We start from the raw sequence: 21,002 nt of genomic DNA, 5'->3' as shown, positions 1-21,002 counted from the left end.
CCGGCGGTCACTGGAGTGACCGCCGGCATCGCGCGCGTCACGAACCCTGGCTGAGCGCTTCGGCCAGGGCGCGGTCGGGGTGGTTCCCGCCGACGATGAGCTGCATGGAGCCGGTCGGCACCTCGACCCCCAACTCGTCGAAACGCTTCTTCATGCGGCGGTTGAACTCGCGCGACACGCCCCACTGCTTGGTCGGGCGGGTCTTGAAGCGCGCGGTGATGAGCTGGGTCGAGTCGGGCTGGAACTTGTCCAGGCCCATCACCTCCAGCGGCCCCATGATGTCGGGCGCGAACTGGGTGTCGGACTGCAGGCTGGCGCCGATGTCCTTCAGCAGCTCGATCACGCGGTCGGGGTCCTCGCGGTAGGCGACCCGCACCTCGAACAGGGCGTAGGAGAAGTCCTTCGACATGTTCTTGACGGTGCTGACCGAGTTGAAGGGCACCGTGTGGATGGCGCCCGACCCGTCGCGCAGCCGGATGGAGCGGATGGAGATGGCCTCCACCGAACCGGAATGGCCGCCGCCGACGTCCACCACGTCGCCGATGGAGATGCTGTCCTCGAACAGGATGAACAGGCCGGTGATGATGTCCTTGACCAGGGTCTGCGAGCCGAAGCCGACGGCCAGACCGACCACACCGGCGCCGGCCAGCAGCGGCGCGATGTTGACGCCCAGCTCCGACAGGGTGATCAGCGACACCATGGTGACCAGGAGGATCAGGAAGGCGTTGCGCAGCAGCGGCAGCAGGGTGCGCACCCGCGCGCTGCGCTCGATCCGCGTGCCGTTGCGGTCGGTGGAGGCGAGGAAGCGCTCGATCATCGCGCTCACCACCTCCCAGGCGATGACGGAGCCGATGAACAGGAGGCCGATGGTCACAGTGCTGCGCAGGATGCGCTGGCCGAGCCGGGTGTCCGTCCAGGCCAGCGTGTCGAAGCCCCAGCCGTAGAGGATCATCATCGCAGCACCAACCCAGATCACCGTCTTCACCGCCCGGTGCAGGAAGGGCAGGTAGAGGGAGGCGCGGTCCTTCAGCGGCGGCAGGGCGCCCTGGCTCTCCGGCACCATGCGCAGGCCGCGGCGCAGGCCGCGGTTGATGCCGTTGACCAGCAGCCGGGCGATCACCGCGACCAGGATGGTGATGCCGGTGGCGCGGGCCAGATACTCGAACCCGCCGTAGACGTTCAGCACCCAGACGCCGAAGGTCACCACGACGTAGATGATCGCCAGGACGTGCCAGACGTCGGCGAAGCGGCGGCGGGCGGAGCGCAGGACGGCGCCCTGGCCCTCCGACTCGCGCTCGGCGGTGGCCGCCGGGTCGCCGTCGCCGGACAGCGGGTTGCCGTGCATCCAGTCGGCGACGATGCGGCGGTTCTGCAGGATCAGCGCGATCAGCATGCCGGCGATCGCCAGCCCCAGCAGCTTCAGCAGCGCGCCGTAGGCGCCGAGCGGCAGGCCCAGCACATAGGCGCCCTCGGCCAGGAAATAGCCGTAGACGCCGACCGCGGCCAGCCGGCGGACCCAGCGGTAGAGGCGCTGGGCGTTGGCGTCGCCCACCCGCACCATGCGCAGGGAGGGCGCGAAGGGAGCGATCAGGATGCGGGCGGCGACCAGCAGGATCTGCAGGATGACGGTGGCGTTGATGACGGCCAGCGCGACCAGCCGGACGCGCGGCCCCGGCTCGCTGACCGACAGGATGGCGTAGGCGACGACGATGAAGGCGGCGATGGGCGCCAGCTCCAGCAGCGCGCGGCCGAGCAGCAGCGGGAAGCGCACCAGCACCGTGCTGCCCCGGCGGGCGGCGAGCGCGTTGCGCGGGCGGGCGAGCAGCCAGCCGACGAAGCGCTGGATCGCCAGGCCGGCGGTCAGGATCATCGTCAGCTGGATGGCGATCTGCACCCAGCGGTCACGGGCCGACGGGTCGACCATCTGGCGGTTCGCCCAGTCGATGGCGCCGGGCAGTTCCTTGAACACGTTGCCGACCTGGACGAGCTGGCGGCTCAGCACGTCCATGCGCTCGGCCAGGAAGGACAGGGCGCTGGCGCCGATGGTCTCGGGCAGGGTGCTGGCAGCCGGTGCCTCCTCGGCCTTGGCCTGTTCCAGCCCCTTCTGCGCGGCGACCAGAGCCTTCAACTGCTCGACCAGCCGGGCGCGGGCCGCCGGGTCCTCCAGCGTCGTGATCATCGCCTGCATCTGCTCGGGCGTCGGATCGGGCGAGGCGGCGGGCTCGGCGGGGGCCGCGGCGGCCGGGGCCGGCATGGCGGCGCCCGGAACGGGGCCGGCGGCCAGCGCCGGCGCGGCGAGGCCGGCGAGGAGCAGCAGAAGGACGGCGAGTGCGCCCATGCAGGGGGCCGTCCACCGGGTGCGTGCGCGAAGCATCCCTGTCCTTTTTCGTGATTTCGGCAATGCGTCAGTGAAGGCCGGGGACGTTATCCCGTGCCCGCCTCCTTGCCAACCCGCGCAGTTTCAGACCTTTTTGGGACGGAATTGCGGCCGTGCCCAAGGCGCCGGCGGGCTCCGGAACGGGGCCTAGGGCGCTTTTCCGCCAGACTGGGCGCCGTCCTGGGCCTCGTCCTGAGCGACGTGGCAGGCGACTCGGTGGCCCGGCGCCACGGGGTCGAGAGACGGCGGGACCTGGGCGCAACCGTCATGGGCCAGCGGGCAGCGCAGCCGCAGGGCGCAGCCGGTCGGCGGGCGCAGGGGGGAGGGCGGATCGCCGTGCAGCGCCGGGCGGACCAAGCCGGCCGCCGCGACCAGCGCGCGGCTGTAGGGGTGGCGCGCCCCCGCCGCCAGAACCGCGCTGTCCGCCGACTCGACGATCCGGCCGAGCAGGAGCACCAGCCCCCGCCGCGCCATCCGCAGGCCCTCCGCCGCGTCCTGGGTGGCGTAGAGCAGGGCGAGCCGGCGGCGGCGGCGGATCGCTTGCAGCAGGGCCAGGAAGTCCGCCCGCTCCGCCCCGTCGAGCGTCGCGGCCGGCTCGTCGCAGACCAGCAGGCGCGGCTCCGGCAGCAGGGCGCGGGCCAGCCCGGCGCGCGCCGCCTCCGCCGGACGGAGCGACCCGGGATGGAGGTCGAGGACCGCCGTGGGCAACCCGACCTCCTCCAGCGCCTCGGCCATCCGCGCGGCGCGGTCGGCTGGGGATCGGGTGGGCCGCAGCGACTCCAGCGTCTCGGCGAGCTGCGCGCCGATGGTCATCAGCGGGTCGAGGGCGGCCAGCGGATCGGGGAAGAGGATTTGCAGGTCCCGCCGCGCCCGGCGCATCGCCTCCGGCGGGGCGGCGGCGAGGTCGGTGCCCAGCCAGGACACCTGACCGCCGACCGGCGGCACCAGCCGCAGGATGGCGCGGGCCAGCACCGACTTGCCGCTGCCCGTCTCGCCGAGCAGGGCCAGCGTCTCGCCCTCGGCCAGTTCGATGGACAGGCCGTCGACCACGGTCAGCCAGCGCTCCTCGCCGCGCCAGCTCCGCCCCAGCGGAAAAGCGACGCGCAGGTCGCGCACCGACAGGATGGGCGGGCCGGAGGGCGCCGGCTCCACCGGGGGCGGGGCGGGGGTGGGCTCCTCCTCCGGCGCTTCCAGGCGCCCTTGGGCCAGGATCAGCCGGCGGTCGGCCAGACCGGAGTGGACCGGGTCGGCCTGGATTGGATCGGGTTGCGGGCGTCCGGCCAGCAGCAGCGCTGTTCCAGCCTCGCGCGTCCAGGCGGCGAGATCGCTCAGCAGGCGGACGCGCTGGGTGGGGTCGAGCGCGGCGGCGGGGGCATCGGCGAGCAGCAGCGCCGGCTGCGCCACCATGGCCAGCGCCAGCGCCGCCCGCCAGCGCATCGCCTCGCCCAGCTCGTGGGGGTGGAGCGCCAGCCGGCGCGCGGCGGCGGGCACCTGGAAACGCTCCAGCGCCTCGGCGGCGCGGCGCAGGGCGGTACGCTCGTCCATCCCGGATTGGTGGGCCAACAGCTCGGTGAACTGGGCGCCCAGCGGGCGCAGCGGGTCCAGGGCGCCGTCCTGGGTGACCAGGATGCGCCGCCCCCGGATGTGGATGTCGCCCAGCACCGTGACGCCCTTGGGCGCGAGGCCGGCCAGCGCGCGCAGGAGCAGCGTCTTGCCCGCCCCGGCGCCGCCCGACAGGGCCAGCACCTCGCCGGGCTCGACGGCGAAGCTCAGCCGGTCGAGCAGGATGTCGCGGCTGGTCAGCAGGGACAGCCCCTCCACCCGCAGCGGCGTGCGCTCTTCCGATCCGCTCACCGGCGCCCCCCGGTCGTGGAGAAGGCCAGCCGCATTCCGTCGCCCACCCCGTGCAGCGCCCACAGGGTCAGCGCCAGCAGCAGAGCCGGGCCGGCCAGCGCCACGGCGTCGCCCGCCCGCGCCGCCGCGCCGATGGCGGTTCCCCAGCCGGTCACCCCCTCCGGCAGGCCGAGGCCGAGCAGGCTGGCGAGGCTTTCCGCCATCAGGGCGCGGGGAAGGGCGGTCCAGGCCGCGGCGGCGAGCGGCAGGACGGCGTTGGGCAGGATGTGGCGGCGCAACCGGCGCCCGTTGGCAATCCCGGCGGCCTGGGCGGCGCTCAGGAACTCCCGCCGCAGCAGGGCGCGCAGCTCGTCCCGCGCGACGACGGCCACCGCCGGGGCGGCGATCAGGGCGGTCACCACGGCCATCGGCGCCAGCCCGCGCTCCGGACCCAGCAACCCGCCGGCCAGCGGCAGCGCCAGCGCCAGGGGCAGGCCGGTCAGCGCGGTGGCGGGCGTCATCATCGCCCGCTCCGCCCGCTCGCCCAGGGCCACCGCCGTGGCGGCCCAGAGCAGGCCGAGGGCGGCCCCGCCCAGCCCGGCGAACAGTGCGAAGGTCAGGCTCTGGTGCCCGGCGGCCAGCGCCGCCCCCACCGGGCCGCCCCCGGCGACGAGGCCGGCGGCGACCGCCAGCATCAGCGCCGCGAGGACGGTCAGCCCCGCGGCGGCGGGCCGGTGCGCGGTCAGCCGCTGCCCGGCCTTCTGCCAGGGACCGTCGCGCCAATGAGAGTCGGTGCCGGCGGGTCCGTGCATCAGGCCATCCGGGCGCGCGGGTCGATCCAGCCGTGCAGCGCGCCGCACAGCGCGTTCAGCAGCACGGCGAGGCCGCACAGCCCGGCGAGCGCCGCGACGGCCATGCTGGCATCCCCGGCCCGCGCCGCCTCGACGAACAGCCGCCCGGCGCCGGAAAAGCCGGTCCCGAACAGGCTTTCCACCGCCACGGCCGCGGTCACCGTTCCCGCCACGGCGCTGCGCAGGCCGCCCACCGCCGCCGACAGCCCCAGCGGCAGGCTGAGCCGCCACAGCAGGGCGGAACCGTCCACCCCTCGTCCGCGCGCCGCCAGCAAAACCGTGTCCTCCGCCCCGGCCCGCGCCCGGCCGGCGAGCACCGCGGCCTGGGCGGCGGCGGGCAGGGTCACGGCGACGACGCCCAGCAGGACGGGCGCCTTCGCCAGCGTGGCGGCGAAGACCGCGGCCAGCAGGAAGCCCGGCATGGCCGGACCCAACCCGCCCAAAACGGCGCCCGCTCCACCCAGCACACCGAGCAGGGCGCCGAGCCCGGTTCCCAGGGCCAGCGCCGGCACGACCAGCGCCAGCGTCGCCGGCAGGGCGGCCAGCGCGGCGCCGAGCGCGGGGGCCCAGCCCGGTCCGGCCAGCGCCGCCACCACGCCGGCGGCGAGCGCGAGGCCCAGCAGGGCCGGCACCGCGGCCAGCACCTGACGCAGGACGAGGCTCAGCATCGGTCCCGCCGGGAGCGGGCGGCCGTGACGGGCGGATTGTGTGGAGGGACGGACAAGCGGCTCACAACAAGCGGGTCACGGGGCAAGGACGGGAGCAGGGACGGGCACGAATGGAGTCCTCCTGACGGTACCCAGGTCCCGGCCGGTCGGGCAATGGAATTTCGCCTCTCGGCGGGGGGCGGGGAGGGTTGGGCGGCTGCGGTGTTGTTCGGGCATTCGCCTTCCTGGCCGGTCGCAGCCCGTCCCGGACGCACCATATGTGAACCCCCGATGCCGATCCCCGCAGGAACCCCGGTCCAGCCGCGTCCCATGCCCGACCAGCCGTCCGTCGCCCAGCCATCCCTCCCCGCAACGCCGCTTCCGGCGTCTCCCATGATGGCCGCGGACCCGCTGCTGGTGCCGGGCCGCACCTGCTGGCGGGTGGAGCGGGCCGAGCGGGTCGGCGTCATCGTCGATGGGGAGGACTACTTCGCGCTCGCCAAGGCGGCGATGCGGCAGGCGCGGCGCAGCATCTACCTGACCGCCTGGGACTTCGACGCCCGCATCCGGCTGACCCCGCAGGCGCGCCACCCGCGCCGCCCCGACAAGCTCGGCAACCTGCTGAACTGGCTGGCCGCGACCCGCCCGGACCTGACCATCCATGTTCTGAAGTGGGACTTCGCGGAGCTGTTCGACCTGGCCCGCTGGTCGCAGCCGCTGTTCCTGCGCGGCTGGCTCAGCCATTCGCGGCTCCAGTACCGGCTGGACGGCGACCATCCCGCCGGGGCCTGCCACCATCAGAAGATGCTGGTGATCGACGACCGGCTGGCTTTCTGCGGCGGGCTGGACATCACCGCCAACCGCTGGGACACCCGCGCCCACCGCGCCGACGAGCCGCTGCGCCGCCAGCCGGACGGCTCCCCCTACGAGCCCTTCCACGACCTGATGATGGCGGTGGACGGCGACGCCGCCCGCGCGCTGGGCGACCTGTTCCGCGAGCGCTGGCGCCGTGCCACCGGCTGCGTGCTGTCGCCGCCCGCCATGGACGTGCTTGGCGGCGGCGGCGGCCCTTCCGACGGCAAGCGCCCCCGGCGGCTGCGGCTGAAGGCGCGCCGGGCCGGGCCGGACAGCCCCGACCCCTGGCCGCAACAGCTCGTCCCGCTGCTCAAGGGCATGCCCGTCGGCATCGCCCGCACCGAGCCCGGCTACAACGGGCGCGCCGAGGTGCGGGAGGTCGAGGCGCTCTACACCGCCGCCATCGCCGCGGCCGAGCGCTTCATCTACCTGGAGAGCCAGTATTTCGCCTCGGTCGCCGTGGCCGAGGCGCTGAAGGCGCGGCTGGCCGAGCCGGACGGGCCGGAGGTCGTCGTCGTCAACTCCGCCCGCACGTCGAGCTGGCTGGAGAACACCGTGATGCTCGGCGCCCGCGCCCGGCTGGTGAAGGAGCTGCGCGAGGCCGACCGCAACGGGCGCTTCCGCTTCTACATCGCCAAGACCGAGAGCGCCAAAACCGGCAGCGTCGGCATCACCATCCACGCCAAGGTGATGGTGGTGGACGATCGGCTCCTGCGCATCGGCTCGGCCAACCTGAACAACCGGTCGATGGGGCTGGACACCGAATGCGATCTGGCGCTGGAGGCGCCCCAGGGGCGGGTGGAAGGGCGCGAGGCCCGGCTGGCCATCGCCGGGGTGCGCGACGACCTGCTCGCCGAGCATCTCGGGGTGACGCCGGACAGCGTGGCGGCGGAGCTGCGCCGCACCGGCTCGCTCATCCGCACGGTGGAGGCGCTGAGCCGGCCCGGCGGGCGGACGCTGGAGTTGCTGGAGGACGCCGACCCCGGCCTGCTGGCCACCGCCGTCGCCGATTCCATGCTCTTCGATCCGGAACGCCCGGTCAGCGCGGCGGACATCGTGTGGCGCGTCCTGCCGTCGCGCATCCCGCGGCGCCACCACTGGCTGGCGCTGGGCATCATCCTGGCGGTGGTGGGCGGGGTGTGGGGGCTGTGGAACCACACGCCGCTGCGCGACTGGGCGACGCTGGACGCCGTGCTGGAGGGGTTCGAGCGCCTGCGCGAGTCGGCCTTCGGGCCGCTGTGGCTGATCCTGCTCTACGTCGCCGGGGGCTTCGTGCTGTTTCCGGTGCTGCTGCTGATCGCGGCGACGGCCATCGCGCTGGGGCCGTGGATGGGCTTCCCGACCGCGCTGGCCGGGGTGCTGGCCTCCGCCGCGGCGCTGTTCTGGGTGGGACGGTTCACCGGCCGGCGCCCCATCGAGCGCTACGGCGGCGCTGTGGTGCAGCGGGCGAGCGCGGCGTTCGGCGAGCGTGGCGTGCTGGCCATGGCGGCGCTGCGGGTAGTGCCGGTGGCCCCCTTCACCGTGGTGAACCTCGTCGCCGGGGCGTCCCGCATCCGGTTTGCCGACTATCTGTTCGGGACGATCCTGGGAATGGCGCCGGGAATCCTTGTCTTCAACCTGCTCGGGCACCAGCTTGAGCGTGTGTTGACGGAACCGACGCCCACCGACATGGTTCTTCTGGGTCTGGCGGCGGTGACGGCGCTGGGGCTCGGCTGGGCCGGCAACCGGCTGGTGCGGGCCCTGGCGGCGAGACGGCCAGCCACCGGAGAGACAGCGAGGGGAGACCAAGAGCGGTGATCCGATTCAGCCGAGAGCGTGTGCAGCGGATCGCCTCCGCGCTGCGCGCCGCCCGCGTCCGCCGCCCGAAGCGCCGCGTCGACAGCCGCAGCGGTCCGGTGCCGGAGGGCATGGCGCCGCTGCGCGTGGCGACCTGGAACATCCACAGCTGCGTCGGGCTGGACGCGCGCTTCGCGCCGGACCGCATCGCCGAGGTCATCAAGGAGCTGGACGTCGATCTGGTCGGGCTTCAGGAGGTCGGCTGGCACCACCGCGGCGAATCCGGGCTGGACCAGTTCGCCTTCCTGGAGCGCGCCACCGGCCTGAAGGCCCACGCCGGCCCGACCAAGCACAACGCCCACGCCCATTACGGCAACGCCATCCTGACCCGGCTGCCGGTCCTGAAATGCGAGCCCATCGACCTCAGCGTCGGGCGGCGGGAGCCGCGTGGCGGCATCGACGTGATCGTCGAGGTGGAGGGGCGCCCGGTGCGCATCATCGTCGCCCATCTCGGGCTCGACCCGTGGGAGCGGGCGCGGCAGGTCGGCGCCATCGTCGACCGGCTGGAGGAACAGCCGGCCCTGCCGACCCTGTTCATGGGCGACCTCAACGAATGGGCGCCGAACTCCCCCCGCCTGCGCAAGCTGGCCGAGGCTTTTCCCGACTGGGCCAGCCCGCGCAGCTTCCACGCGCGGATGCCCACGCTGCGGCTCGACCGTATCTACGTGAACAACGGGCTGACCATCCCGTCCTACGAGGTGGTGCGCACGGTTCTGACGCGCCGCGCGTCCGATCATCTGCCGGTGCGCGCCACCGTGGCGGTGCCATAACCGATTTTCCCGCTCGGGCATACCGGGCACCTGTTCGCTGCAAGGCGCGTGCGCGGTTCCGCGGGCGCGCCTTTTTCTTTGGGCTTGATCCTCCTGCCTTGCCTCCTTTGCAGTGCAGCGTTGCATGGTCTGTTTCGTGTGGCTGACTGTTTCTTATGTAAGTTTTTTGCCCGAGAACGGGTGTCGGCTATTGACCTTCCGGATAAGGACTGGCCAATCTATCGGTTGGTCATACGACCAATGACGGCCGATCAATGACGACACCCAGCCGACCGGGCGTGGGACCAACCGCCGAAGCGAGGACCTGTTGCTCTACCATCTCTACGATCTGCAGCACGCCGCTCTGCGCCCGATGCGCCTCCTGGCCGAAGCGACCCAGCACACCTTCCAGAACCCGTTCAGCCCGGTGTCCTACACCCGCGTCGGCCGCGCCATGGCCGCCGGCGCGGAACTGCTGGAGCGCACCACCCGCCGCTTCCCCAAGCCGGAGTTCGGCCTGAAAACCACGGTGGTGAACGGCGAGACGGTGGCGGTCACCGAGCGCATCGCCCACCGCCAGCCCTTCTGCAACCTGCTGCACTTCGCCAAGCCGGAGGGCACCCCGGCGCAGCCGCGCGTCCTGCTGGTCGCCCCGATGTCGGGCCACCACGCGACGCTGCTGCGCGGCACGGTGGCGGCGCTGCTGGCCGACCATGACGTCTTCGTCACTGACTGGATCGACGCCCGGCTGGTGCCGCTGGCGCGCGGGCGGTTCGACCTGGACGACTACATCGACACGGTGGCGGAGTTGATCCGCGTCCTGGGGCCGCAGACCCACGTCATCGCGGTGTGCCAGCCGGCGGTTCCGGTCCTCGCCGCGGTGTCGCTGATGGCGGCTGGGGACGAGGCGGTGCAGCCGCGCTCCATGACGCTGATGGGCGGCCCCATCGACCCGATGGCCAACCCGACCGCGCCGGTGAAGCTGGCGGCGACCCGCCCGCTGTCCTGGTTCGAGCGCAACGTCATCACCACCGTCCCGGCCTATTATCCGGGCGGCTTCCGTCAGGTCTATCCGGGCTTCATCCAGCTCTCCGGCTTCATGTCGATGAATCTGGACCGCCACATCGGGGAGCATGTCGGCCTGTTCCGCCACCTCGTCCGCGGCGATGGCGACTCCGCGGAGCAGCACCGCCGCTTCTACGACGAATACCTGTCGGTCATGGACCTGTCGGCGGAGTTCTACCTGCAGACCATCGAGACGGTGTTCCAGAAGCATTCGCTCGCCAACGGCACCATGGAGTCGCGCGGGCGCAAGGTGGAACCGGCGGCGATCCGCCGGACCGCCATGATGACGGTGGAGGGCGAGCTGGACGACATCTCAGCCCCCGGCCAGACCGAGTCGGCGCACCGGCTCTGCGCCTCGCTTCCGGACGACATGCGCGCCCGCCATTTCCAGAAGGGCGTCGGCCACTACGGCATCTTCAACGGCCGCCGCTGGCGCGAGAGCATCATGCCGGCGGTGCGGGAGTTCATCCGCAAGCACGACTGAGATGAGTGGAAAAAACCCCTCTCCCGTCCCGGGAGAGGGAAGGGGCCCGCGCCAAAGGCGTGGGAAGGGTGAGGGTGCCGGCAAGGATCAGCCTCTTGATCCTCGCATGACCCTCACCCGGCCCTTCGGGCCACCCTCTCCCGGGGCGGGAGAGGGAATCAGCCAGCGTTAGCGCTTCGGAACGCGCACCGGGCGCAGCTCGTGGAGCAGCCAGACCAGCCCGGACACCAGCAGGATCGCACCCGCCTGATGGGCGGCGCCCAGCGGGATCCACACAAAGCTCAGCAGCGTGGCGATGCCCAGCCCGATCTGCACCAGCACCATCGCCGCGGTCAGCAGCGCCACCCGCCCGGCGCGGCCCGGCAGGCGGGCCACCCACACCCGCAGGGCGAGCCCCAAGACCACCAGCCCGGTCAGCAGCGCCAGCGCCCGGTGCGTCAACTGGATGGCCGCTGTGTTCTCGAAAAGGTTGATCCACCAGGGCGTCAGGTTGGCGACCTCCGGCGGGATGACGTGGCCGGCCATCAGCGGGAAGGTGTTATAGGCCAGCCCGGCGTCCGTCCCGGCGACGAAGGCGCCCCAGACGATGGTGACGCCGGTCAGCCCCAGGGCCCAGCGCGCGTGTTTGCGCAGCCGGCCCGACTCGGTCGCCCAGCCGGCCAGCGGCAGCGGGTCGAGAATCCCCAGCGCGGTGCGCAGCAGCAGCCCGTAGATCAGGATCGCCGTGCCGAGATGCAGCGCCAGCCGGTAATGGCTGACGTCGGGCCGGTCGACCAGCCCGCTCTTGACCATGTACCAGCCGATCACCCCCTGAAGCCCGCCGAGCAGGAACAGCCCGGCCAGTTTCGGCCACAGGGCGGCGGGGATGCGCCCGTTGACCCAGAAGCGCAGGAAGGGGATCAGGAAGACGAAGCCGATCAGCTGGCCCCAGAAGCGGTGGAACCACTCCCACCAGAAGATCTGTTTGAAGGCCGCCAGATCCATCGCCGAGTTGTAGATGCGGAACTCCGGCGTTGTCTGGTAGAGGCCGAAGACGCGGTTCCATTCCGCTTCCGACAAGGGCGGCAGGATGCCGATCAGCGGCTTCCACTCCACCATCGACAGGCCGGATTCGGTCAGGCGCGTGATGGCGCCGATCACCGCCATGGCGAAGACCATCCCACAGCAGACGAGAAGCCAATAGGCGATGGGACGGGTGGAGGCGGGGTCGCGGACGTCTTTCCCGGCGAGGGCGGGGGCGGTGATGTCGGTCACGGACGGGCGGCTCCGGATGATGCGGAAAAGTTCCGGCGGGGTAGGGGCTTCCGGCTCATGTGGGGTGCGGCAGCGGCTGCGTCAAACGGACACGGGTTACCCCGCGGCGAGGGGCACGGGTTTCGGGTGAAGCCGGTGGGCCGCGGGTGTTACAAATATCAGTCTTACCAACGGCTTCGGATGCGGGGCGGCGATGGCGGACCTCACCCTCGGCTTCGGCCTGTCGTTCCACGAGCTTTACGGGCAGGACGGGCTGGCCCGGCTCGACCGCGCCTTCCTCGCCCGGCTGTCCGAGACGGACGCGGCGCTCGCCAACCGGCTGCTGTCCGCCCGCGCCCAGCCCGACCGGCTGGAGGCCAAGGCGGAAAGCGACCTGCTGATCGCGCTCGCCCCCCACGCCGAGGATTTCATCGGCGAGCTGTTCGGCATCCGCGCTGCGCTCGACGAGCTGCGCGCCCGCCACACGGAGCTGGCGCCGCTCTACACCGCCAAGCGCCTGTTCGTTCAGCGCCGCGCCGCCAAGGCGGTGAAGCCGGAGGCGGTCGCCGCGCTCGACGGGGCGGAACTGGCCGCGCGGCTGGAGGACTGGCTGGGCGGCCCGCTGACCGAGGCCGCCTTCGCCCGGCAGGTGCTGGCCTGGATGGAGGACGAGGCGGCCCACGCCGACCAGCTCGACAGCGCCGCCCAATACGCCGCCTGGGCGGTCTTCAGCGAGGCCGGGCGCGCCCGGCACGGCGGCGGCGTGCTGTTCCAGGTGCCGCACCGCACCGACCCGCAGCGTCTCGTCCCGGTGGAGACGGTGGAGCGGCACGGCGTCACCATGATGCGCCTGCCCGACGAGGCCTGCCGCGAGCGGCAGGGCTTCCACCTGACCGACCCCGGCACCGATCTGGCCGGCGCGCTGGACGAGGCCAACTACTGCATCTGGTGCCACAACCAGGGCAAGGACAGCTGCTCCAAGGGGCTGCGCGACCGCAAGACCGGGGAGTTCCAGAAGAGCGCCTTCGGCGTCGCGCTGGCCGGCTGCCCCTTGGAAGAGAAGATTTCCGAGATGCACGCGCTGAAGGCCGAGGGTGTGCCGATCGGGGCGCTGGCCGTGGTGGTGGTCGACAACCCGATGTGCGCGGCCACCGGCCACCGCATCTGCAACGACTGCATGAAGGCCTGCATCTACCAGAAACAGGAGCCGGTGGACATCCCGCAGGCGGAGACCCGCACGCTGAAGGACGTGCTGGAACTGCCCTGGGGCTTCGAGATCTACAGCCTGCTGACCCGCTGGAACCCGCTGGACCTGCGCCGCCCGCTGATGCGGCCGGACAGCGGCTATAAGGTTCTGGTGGCCGGGCTGGGGCCGGCGGGCTTCACGCTGGCGCATCATCTGATGAACGACGGCCACACGGTGGTCGGCATCGACGGGCTGAAGATCGAGCCGCTGCCCGCCGACCTCTCCGGCGTCCTGCCCAGCGGCACGCGGGTGCCCTTCCGGCCGATCCGCGACGTGCGCGACCTCTACGACCGGCTGGACGAGCGGGTGATGGCCGGCTTCGGCGGGGTGGCCGAATACGGCATCACCGTGCGCTGGAACAAGAATTTCCTGAAGGTGATCCGGCTGCTGCTGGAACGCCGGGCGCGCATGACGATCATCGGCGGGGTGCGCTTCGGCGGCACGCTGACCATCGACGGGGCGCTGGAGCTGGGCTTCGACCACATCGCCCTGTGCATGGGGGCGGGCAAGCCGACCGTGGTGCCGATGGCGAACGGGCTGGCCCGCGGGGTGCGGCAGGCGTCGGACTTCCTGATGGGGCTGCAACTGACCGGGGCGGCCAAGCCGGACAGCATCGCCAACCTCCAGGTCCGGCTGCCCATCGTGGTGATCGGCGGCGGGCTGACCGCCATCGACACGGCGACGGAGGCGCTGGCCTATTACCCCGTCCAGGTCGAGAAGTTCCTGTCCCGCTACGAGGTTCTGGAGGCCGACCGGGGGGAGACGGCGGTGCGCGCCCGCTGGACGCCCGACGAGGCCGAACTGGCCGACGAGTTCCTGGCCCACGCCCGCGCCATCCGGGCGGAGCGTCTCGAGGCGGGGGAGCAGGGGCGTGAGCCACGCGTTACGGCGCTGCTGCAATCCTGGGGCGGCTCGACCATCGCCTACCGCCGCCGGCTGATCGACAGCCCCAGCTACACGCTGAACCACGAGGAGGTGGCGCACGGGCTGGCCGAGGGCATCCGCTTCCTGGAACGCGCCGCCCCGCGCGGGGTGGAGATCGACGAATCGGGCGCCGCGCGGGCGATCCACCTCGCCATCAGCCCGGTCGGGCCGGACGGGGTGGTGGCGCCCGCCGCGGTGGACGCGCGGCTCCCCGCCCGCACCATTCTGGTCGCCGCCGGCACCCAGCCGAACACCGTCCTGGCCCGCGAGGAACCGGAGTGGGTGGAGCTGGATGGGCGCTGCTTCCGTGCCATCGACGAGGACGGGCGGCCGGTGACCCCGGAGCGGCAGGCCAAGCCGAGCCAGGCCCATGTGCTGATGGCGCGGGCGCCGGACGGGCGGTTCCTCAGCTTCTTCGGCGACCTGCACCCGTCCTTCGCCGGCAATGTGGTGAAGGCGATGGGCGGGGCGAAGCGCGGCTATCCAGTGGTCAGCCGCGCCCTGGCCCGCCGGGCGCCCACCTCCGTGACGCCGGAGGCGTTGGTGCGGCGCCTGAACGCCGAGTTGCGGCCCTTGGTGCACAGCGTCACCCGCCTGACCCCGACCATCGTGGAGGTGGTGGTGAAGGCCCCGGCCGCGGCGCGCCGTTTCGAACCCGGACAATTCTACCGGCTGCAGAATTTCGAAACGCTGGCGCAACGGATTGGCCGGACCACGCTGGCCATGGAAGGGCTGGCCCTGACCGGCGCCTGGGTGGACAAGGCGGCGGGGCTGCTCTCCCTGATCGTTCTGGAGATGGGCGGCTCCTCCGACCTCTGCGCCCTGCTGAAGCCCGGCGACCCGGTGGTGGTGATGGGGCCGACCGGCGCCCCGACCGAGATCCCGGAGGGCGAGACGGTGGCCCTGGTCGGCGGCGGGCTGGGCAACGCCGTGCTGTTCTCCATCGGGCAGGCCTGCCGGGCGCGCGGCAACCGCGTCCTCTACTTCGCCGGCTACAAGCGGCTGGAGGATCGCTACAAGACCGACCAGATCGAGGCCGCCGCCGACCGCGTCGTCTGGTGCTGCGACGAGGCACCGGGCTTCACGCCGACGCGCCCCGGCGACCGGACTTTCGTGGGCAACATCGTGGAGGCCATGCGCGCCTACGCGGCGGGCGAGCTGGGGCCGGCGGACATCCCGCTGGAGACGGTGGACCGCATCGTCGCCATCGGCTCCGACCGCATGATGGCGGCGGTCGGGGCGGCCCGGCACGGCGTGCTGAAGCCGTGCCTGAAGCCCGGCCACGCCGCCATCGGCTCCATCAACTCCCCCATGCAATGCATGATGAAAGAGATCTGCGCCCAGTGCCTGCAACGGCACACCGACCCGGTGACGGGGGAGGAGACGGTGGTCTTCTCCTGCTTCAACCAGGACCAGAGCCTGGACCGCGTGGATTTCGCCAACCTGAACCAGCGGCTGCGCCAGAACGCCGTCCAGGAAAAGCTGACCGCCCAATGGATCGACCGCGGCCTGCGGCTGACCGGCCAAAGGAAGAGGTGAGGGACGCAATCCCCTCTCCCCTCTGGGGAGAGGGTTAGGGTGAGGGGGTTGCGCTTTTGCCGAACCTAACGCCACGCACAACCCCCTCACTGGCCCTCCGGGCCACCCTCTCCCCGGAGGGGAGAGGGTTATTAAGAGCGCTCACGCGCCGGTGGCGGTGCTGACCGACGCCTGGGGCAGCGGCGTGGTGGCGCTTTCGAACAAGTCGGCCTCGGCGGCGCGGCGCTTCACCAGACCCGGAAGCTGCGTCTTGACCCCGTTGACCGTGGCGTAGACCCAGCGGCCGAACTGGCCGGCCGCACCCTCGTAGTCGCCCTGGTTCAGCAGGCGCAGCAGGGTCGAGCACTGCAGGCTGCCGGCCCCCAGGTTGAACACGAAGGAGGCCAGCGCGCCGCGCTGGTCCGGGTTCAGCGCGACGGTGACCAGCTTGTCCACCTGGGCGGCGGCGGAGGTCAGGTCCGCCTGCAGGAAACTGTCGGCCTGGGCGGAGGAGATGCTCTGCCCAAGCTCGACCCCGGCGGTGTGGCCGTAGCCGATGGTCGGCACCCCCGCCGGGCACAGGTAGGCGTTGAGGTAGAGACCCTCGAAATGCTTCACGAGGTTGACCGCTTCTTCGCAGACCGGCGTCGTCATGTTCGTCATTCCCCAGCTTGTCGTGGACGTGCATCGGCACGGACAGTGCGTGCTGAGGAGAGCGTATCGAAAGAGTTATGCTCTTAATAATGGTTTATTTTTTCACATTTTCCCGCGTTTACGGGGGCGTCAGGTCCACCGGAATTCCGCGGCCACCGCGCGGGCCTCACCCGGCGTGATCAGGCGGTTGGTCGCCAGCTTCACCGAATGCAGCCTGCCGTCCAGGTTGGCCTGCCAGAAATCCAGGAACCGGCGCAGCACCGGGTAGCCCGGGGCGATGTCCAACTCTTGCCAGAGATAGCTCTGCAGCAGGTGCGGGTGGTCGGGCATGTGGTACAGAATCTCCGCCGTGGTCAGGCGGTAATCGCGAAGCTGAAGACCCAGACTGGCCATGCTCTGCCTCCGTGATGGTGGAACCGATGGCGTCCTTCCGCTGCGTCCTGGTGATTCTTTTGTGAAAGTGTGCCGTTCGCGGCTGCGGCAATCAACAAAATTTTTTCTGCTATTTCAATGCATTAGCAGCAAGTGTGGGCGACTGCTGCCAGGAATCGCACCGATTGCCGCAACGAGCCTCTTGAATCGAAACCGCAGCTCGATTAGCTGTCTGGCACTCGCCGGGGGAGAGTGCTAACAGCCCCGAGCCCGGCGCCAATCCTTTCAATAAGCCTTGATCCTGGAGGCATCCCCATGAAGTTCCGTCCGCTGCACGACCGCGTCGTCGTCAAGCGTCTGGAGTCCGACACCAAGACCAAGGGCGGGATCATCATTCCCGACACCGCGAAGGAAAAGCCCCAGGAGGGCCAAGTGGTCGCGGTTGGTCCGGGCGCCCGTGACGAGAGCGGCAAGGTCGTTGCGCTCGACGTGAAGGCCGGCGACCGCATCCTGTTCGGCAAGTGGTCGGGCACCGAGGTGAAGATCGAGGGCGAGGATTTCCTCATCATGAAGGAATCCGACATCATGGGCGTCGTCGAGGCCTGAGCCTCCGCCCGCGCTGAGCGATCCAACCCCCCGAATTTCAAGGAAGTGAGCAATGGCTGCCAAGGAAGTTAAGTTCTCCGCCTCCGCGCGCGAGAAGATGCTGCGCGGTGTGGACATCCTCGCCGACGCCGTGAAGGTGACGCTGGGTCCGAAGGGCCGCAACGTCGTGATCGAGAAGTCCTTCGGCGCTCCGCGCATCACCAAGGACGGCGTCTCGGTCGCCAAGGAAATCGAGCTGTCGGACAAGTTCGAGAACATGGGCGCCCAGATGGTGCGTGAGGTCGCGTCGAAGACGAACGACCTGGCCGGCGACGGCACCACCACGGCGACCGTTCTGGCCCAGGCCATCGTCCGCGAGGGCGTGAAGTCGGTGGCCGCCGGCATGAACCCGATGGACCTGAAGCGCGGCATCGACCTCGCCGTCGAGACCGTCGTGGCCGACATCCGCGGCCGCGCCAAGAAGGTCACGACCAACGACGAGATCGCCCAGGTCGGCACCATCTCCGCCAACGGCGAAGCCGAGATCGGCAAGATGATCGCCCAGGCGATGGAGAAGGTCGGCAACGAGGGCGTCATCACGGTGGAAGAGGCCAAGAGCCTCGAGACCGAGCTGGACGTCGTCGAGGGCATGCAGTTCGACCGCGGCTACCTGTCGCCGTACTTCATCACCAACGCCGACAAGATGATCGCGGACCTCGAGAGCCCGTTCATCCTGCTCCACGAGAAGAAGCTGTCGGGTCTGCAGGCCCTGCTGCCGGTCCTCGAGGCCGTCGTGCAGTCCTCGCGTCCGCTGCTGATCATCGCCGAGGACGTCGAGGGCGAGGCCCTGGCGACCCTGGTCGTGAACAAGCTGCGTGGCGGCCTGAAGGTCGCCGCCGTCAAGGCCCCGGGCTTCGGTGACCGCCGCAAGGCGATGCTGGAGGACATGGCCATCCTGACCGGCGGCCAGGTCATCTCCGAGGATCTCGGCATCAAGCTCGAGAACGTCACCATCGACATGCTGGGCACCGCCAAGAAGGTCGTGATCTCCAAGGAGAACACCACCATCGTCGATGGCGCCGGCTCGGCCGAGGACATCCAGGCCCGCATCGGCCAGATCAAGGCGCAGATCGAGGAGACCACCTCGGACTACGACCGCGAGAAGCTGCAGGAGCGTCTGGCGAAGCTGGCTGGCGGCGTTGCCGTCATCCGCGTCGGCGGCGCCACCGAGGTCGAGGTGAAGGAGCGCAAGGATCGCGTTGACGACGCCATGCACGCCACCCGCGCCGCGGTGGAAGAGGGTGTCGTCGCCGGCGGCGGTACCGCTCTGCTGTACGCCACCAAGGCCCTGGAAGCCCTGAAGCCGATCAACGACGAGCAGCGCGTCGGCATCGAGATCATCCGCCGCGCCCTGCAGGCCCCGGTCCGTCAGATCGCCTACAACGCGGGCACCGACGGTTCGATCGTGGTCGGCAAGCTGCTGGACCAGAACGACGCCAACTTCGGCTACGACGCCCAGAAGGGTGAGTTCACCGATCTGGTCGCCGCCGGCATCATCGACCCGGTGAAGGTGGTTCGCACCGCCCTGCAGGACGCGGCCTCGATCGCCGGCCTGCTGATCACCACCGAGGCGATGATCGCCGAGAAGCCGGAGAAGAAGGCTGCTCCGGCCGGCATGCCGGGTGGCATGGACGACATGGGCGGCATGGGCTTCTAATAGCCCGCGTCGAAAAGCTCACGTCATCCACGACGTTTGCGGCCACGACGTTTGCGGAAAGGGCGGTCCTTCGGGGCCGCCCTTTTCCGTTTGGGCATCTCCCTGACGGACAGGGTGCCGCCGTCCGGCGTTTTGGATTGGAACGGTTCCAAACTGGGGGCGTTGACCTCCCAACCGGACGCCCCAGGGGTGCGCCGGCACGGCTTGCTGTTCAGGGAGAAAGCGATGGCTGACCAATCGAAGACTCTGACCAACCGTCAGGGCCACCCGATCACCAACAACCAATCCCAGCGCACCGTGGGGCCCCGCGGCCCGGCGACGCTGGAGAACTACCAGTTCCTGGAGAAGATCTCCCACTTCGACCGCGAGCGCATCCCGGAGCGCGTGGTCCACGCCCGCGGTTTCGTCTGCTACGGCGAATTCGAAGCGACGGGCAAGATCGGCGACGAGCCGGCGTCCAAATACACCCGTGCCAAGCTGTTCGGGCAAGCCGGCAAGAAGACCCCGCTGGCCATCCGCTTCTCCACCGTCATCGGCGGGCGCGATTCGTCGGAGGTGGCGCGCGACCCGCGCGGCTTTGCGGTGAAATTCTACACCGAGGATGGCAACTGGGACCTCGTCGGCAACAATCTGCCGGTCTTCTTCATCCGCGACGCCATCAAGTTCCCGGACGTCATCCATTCGCTGAAGCCCGATCCGGTGACCTTCCGCCAGGAGCCGAACCGCATCTTCGACTTCATGAGCCAGACGCCCGAATCCATGCACATGCTGACGCATCTGTTCAGCCCGCGCGGGATTCCGGCCAACTACCGGCACATGGAAGGCTTCGGCGTGAACACCTACAAGATGGTGAACGCCAACGGCGACACGGTGCTGGTCAAGTACCACTTCCACCCGCGCTGCGGCGTCGCCTCCCTGACGGCGGAGGAGGCGGCTAAGGTGCAGGGGCAGGATCTCGGCTCCGCCTCCAAGGACCTCTTCGAGGCCATCGACCGGGGCGATTACCCGCAATGGGACGTGTTCGTCCAGGTCATGGAGGACCATGACCATCCCGAGCTGGAGTGGGACCCGCTGGACGACACCAAGATCTGGCCGGAGTCGGACTTCCCGCTGCGCCACGTCGGCGTGATGACGCTGAACCGCAATGTCGAGGACTTCTTCAACGAGAACGAACAGATCGCCATGGGCACCGGCGTTCTGGTCGACGGGCTGGACTTCTCCGACGACAAGATGCTGGTCGGACGGACCTTCTCCTACTCCGACACGCAGCGCTACCGGGTCGGCCCCAACTATCAGCAGTTGCCGATCAATCAGGCCAAGAACGCGCCGGTCGCCACCAACCTGTCGGGTGGGCAAATGTCCTATCAGCGCGATCTGGCGCCGGGGCAGAACCCGCACGTCAATTTCGAGCCGTCCATCCACAACGGCCTCAGCGAAGCCCAGCGGGAGGAGCCGAACAACCCGCCGGAAATCCACGGCCGCCTGACCCGCAGCGTGATCGAGCGCCGCAACGACTATGTCCAGGCGCGCGCCCGCTACTGCACCATGATGGACTGGGAGCGCGACGATCTGGTCCTGAACATGGGCACCCTGCTCGGCCAGTGCGAACGCGACGTCCAGGAACGGATGCTCTGGCACTTCTTCCTGGTCCATGACGATTACGGCAGCCGGGTCGCCGGCATGCTGGGCATGACCGCCGCCGACGTCGCCGGCTTGGCCCCCCTGCCCAAGCAGGTGCTGACCGACGAGGACCAGAAGCGGCTGAAGGCATTGGGCAAGAACGGCGACACCATCGACGCGAAGGCCTGGGGCCAGTGGACCGGCTCCGTGAAGGTCCACCGCGCCACGGCGGACGAGGTGGTGAAGGGCATGCCGTCCGGCGCGCAAGGCGGCATGGCCAGCCAGGCCGCAGCCGAATAGGCACAACCTGAAATAATCAATTGGTTGACGTTCCGATGGGGCGGCGGGTTCTCCCGCCGCCCCTTTTTCATGCCGGCACCGATGACTGTTTCCAGTAGGCACAATTCGTTTACGGACATGCGGCGCATTGCCGCGC

At 70.5% G+C, this 21,002-nt stretch carries 14 protein-coding genes; 7 read left to right on the top strand and 7 right to left on the bottom strand.

Annotated features, from left to right (window positions below):
- Nucleotides 1-37 precede the first annotated feature (37 nt).
- The 4 genes from ACWPN5_RS00180 to ACWPN5_RS00165 all read right to left on the bottom strand — a co-directional run bounded on the left by ACWPN5_RS00180 (nt 38) and on the right by ACWPN5_RS00165 (nt 5,729).
- A complete protein-coding gene (locus ACWPN5_RS00180; RefSeq protein WP_247888265.1) occupies nt 38-2,338 on the bottom strand; it encodes a mechanosensitive ion channel domain-containing protein in 2,301 nt (766 codons plus the stop codon).
- Between the two features lie 186 nt (nt 2,339-2,524).
- Nucleotides 2,525-4,231 (bottom strand): oligopeptide/dipeptide ABC transporter ATP-binding protein, encoded by a 1,707-nt coding sequence (locus ACWPN5_RS00175; protein WP_492293576.1) that lies wholly within the window; start codon nt 4,229-4,231, stop codon nt 2,525-2,527.
- Nucleotides 4,228-5,022, bottom strand: a complete 795-nt coding sequence (locus ACWPN5_RS00170; RefSeq protein ID WP_492293574.1) for an ABC transporter permease subunit — start codon at nt 5,020-5,022, stop codon at nt 4,228-4,230. Before ACWPN5_RS00170 ends, ACWPN5_RS00175 begins: the two co-directional genes overlap by 4 nt.
- Nucleotides 5,022-5,729: an ABC transporter permease subunit gene (locus ACWPN5_RS00165; RefSeq protein WP_492293572.1), complete on the bottom strand. Its 708-nt coding sequence runs from the start codon at nt 5,727-5,729 to the stop codon at nt 5,022-5,024. The genes ACWPN5_RS00170 and ACWPN5_RS00165 overlap by 1 nt, the downstream gene beginning before the upstream one ends.
- Nucleotides 5,730-6,101: 372 nt before the next feature.
- Here ACWPN5_RS00165 and ACWPN5_RS00160 point away from each other — a divergent pair, with 372 nt between their 5' ends.
- From ACWPN5_RS00160 to ACWPN5_RS00150, 3 genes are all read left to right on the top strand, one after another.
- Nucleotides 6,102-8,360 (top strand): VTT domain-containing protein, encoded by a 2,259-nt coding sequence (locus tag ACWPN5_RS00160; protein ID WP_492293570.1) that lies wholly within the window; start codon nt 6,102-6,104, stop codon nt 8,358-8,360.
- Nucleotides 8,357-9,169, top strand: coding sequence for an endonuclease/exonuclease/phosphatase family protein (locus ACWPN5_RS00155; RefSeq protein WP_051658011.1), 813 nt, complete (start codon nt 8,357-8,359; stop codon nt 9,167-9,169). Before ACWPN5_RS00160 ends, ACWPN5_RS00155 begins: the two co-directional genes overlap by 4 nt.
- A 307-nt stretch (nt 9,170-9,476) precedes the next feature.
- Nucleotides 9,477-10,697 carry a polyhydroxyalkanoate depolymerase gene (locus tag ACWPN5_RS00150; protein WP_492293568.1) on the top strand — a complete coding sequence of 407 codons (1,221 nt, stop codon included), beginning with the start codon at nt 9,477-9,479 and terminating at the stop codon, nt 10,695-10,697.
- Between the two features lie 168 nt (nt 10,698-10,865).
- On the opposite strand, the gene ACWPN5_RS00145 is transcribed toward ACWPN5_RS00150, so the two are convergent.
- Nucleotides 10,866-11,951 (bottom strand): COX15/CtaA family protein, encoded by a 1,086-nt coding sequence (locus tag ACWPN5_RS00145; protein WP_145682596.1) that lies wholly within the window; start codon nt 11,949-11,951, stop codon nt 10,866-10,868.
- Nucleotides 11,952-12,144: 193 nt separating this feature from the next.
- Between ACWPN5_RS00145 and ACWPN5_RS00140 the strand changes: the two genes are divergently transcribed.
- Entirely contained in the window at nt 12,145-15,639 is a 3,495-nt protein-coding gene (locus ACWPN5_RS00140; RefSeq protein ID WP_492293566.1) for a pyridine nucleotide-disulfide oxidoreductase, read from the top strand.
- 141 nt (nt 15,640-15,780) lie between these two features.
- On the opposite strand, the gene ACWPN5_RS00135 is transcribed toward ACWPN5_RS00140, so the two are convergent.
- Nucleotides 15,781-16,272 (bottom strand): lysozyme, encoded by a 492-nt coding sequence (locus ACWPN5_RS00135; RefSeq protein ID WP_200478528.1) that lies wholly within the window; start codon nt 16,270-16,272, stop codon nt 15,781-15,783.
- Between the two features lie 129 nt (nt 16,273-16,401).
- A complete protein-coding gene (locus ACWPN5_RS00130) occupies nt 16,402-16,665 on the bottom strand; it encodes an usg protein (protein ID WP_200478527.1) in 264 nt (87 codons plus the stop codon).
- 294 nt (nt 16,666-16,959) lie between these two features.
- On the opposite strand from ACWPN5_RS00130, the gene groES reads away from it, so the two are divergent.
- From groES to ACWPN5_RS00115, 3 genes are all read left to right on the top strand, one after another.
- Nucleotides 16,960-17,250 carry a co-chaperone GroES gene (gene groES, locus ACWPN5_RS00125; protein ID WP_014239088.1) on the top strand — a complete coding sequence of 97 codons (291 nt, stop codon included), beginning with the start codon at nt 16,960-16,962 and terminating at the stop codon, nt 17,248-17,250.
- Between the two features lie 52 nt (nt 17,251-17,302).
- Entirely contained in the window at nt 17,303-18,946 is a 1,644-nt protein-coding gene (groL, locus tag ACWPN5_RS00120; RefSeq protein ID WP_014239089.1) for a chaperonin GroEL, read from the top strand.
- Nucleotides 18,947-19,171: 225 nt separating this feature from the next.
- Entirely contained in the window at nt 19,172-20,866 is a 1,695-nt protein-coding gene (locus tag ACWPN5_RS00115; RefSeq protein ID WP_492293563.1) for a catalase, read from the top strand.
- Nucleotides 20,867-21,002 lie beyond the last annotated feature (136 nt).

It is taken from the genome of Azospirillum sp. UENF 211521, assembly GCF_058780535.1.
Note: the sequence above shows the minus strand (reverse complement) of the source record. Positions and strands in the feature narration are given on the sequence as shown.

Bases quoted from the DNA above. Each gene is read 5' to 3' on its own strand.
- ACWPN5_RS00180 (WP_247888265.1), bottom strand. From the start codon at position 2,338: ATGGGCGCACTCGCCGTCCTTCTGCTGCTCCTCGCCGGCCTCGCCGCG.
- ACWPN5_RS00170 (WP_492293574.1), bottom strand. From the start codon at position 5,022: ATGCACGGACCCGCCGGCACCGACTCTCATTGGCGCGACGGTCCCTGG.
- ACWPN5_RS00165 (WP_492293572.1), bottom strand. From the start codon at position 5,729: ATGCTGAGCCTCGTCCTGCGTCAGGTGCTGGCCGCGGTGCCGGCCCTG.
- ACWPN5_RS00160 (WP_492293570.1), top strand. From the start codon at position 6,102: ATGATGGCCGCGGACCCGCTGCTGGTGCCGGGCCGCACCTGCTGGCGG.
- ACWPN5_RS00140 (WP_492293566.1), top strand. From the start codon at position 12,145: ATGGCGGACCTCACCCTCGGCTTCGGCCTGTCGTTCCACGAGCTTTAC.
- ACWPN5_RS00135 (WP_200478528.1), bottom strand. From the start codon at position 16,272: ATGACGACGCCGGTCTGCGAAGAAGCGGTCAACCTCGTGAAGCATTTC.
- ACWPN5_RS00130 (WP_200478527.1), bottom strand. From the start codon at position 16,665: ATGGCCAGTCTGGGTCTTCAGCTTCGCGATTACCGCCTGACCACGGCG.
- groES (WP_014239088.1), top strand. From the start codon at position 16,960: ATGAAGTTCCGTCCGCTGCACGACCGCGTCGTCGTCAAGCGTCTGGAG.
- groL (WP_014239089.1), top strand. From the start codon at position 17,303: ATGGCTGCCAAGGAAGTTAAGTTCTCCGCCTCCGCGCGCGAGAAGATG.
- ACWPN5_RS00115 (WP_492293563.1), top strand. From the start codon at position 19,172: ATGGCTGACCAATCGAAGACTCTGACCAACCGTCAGGGCCACCCGATC.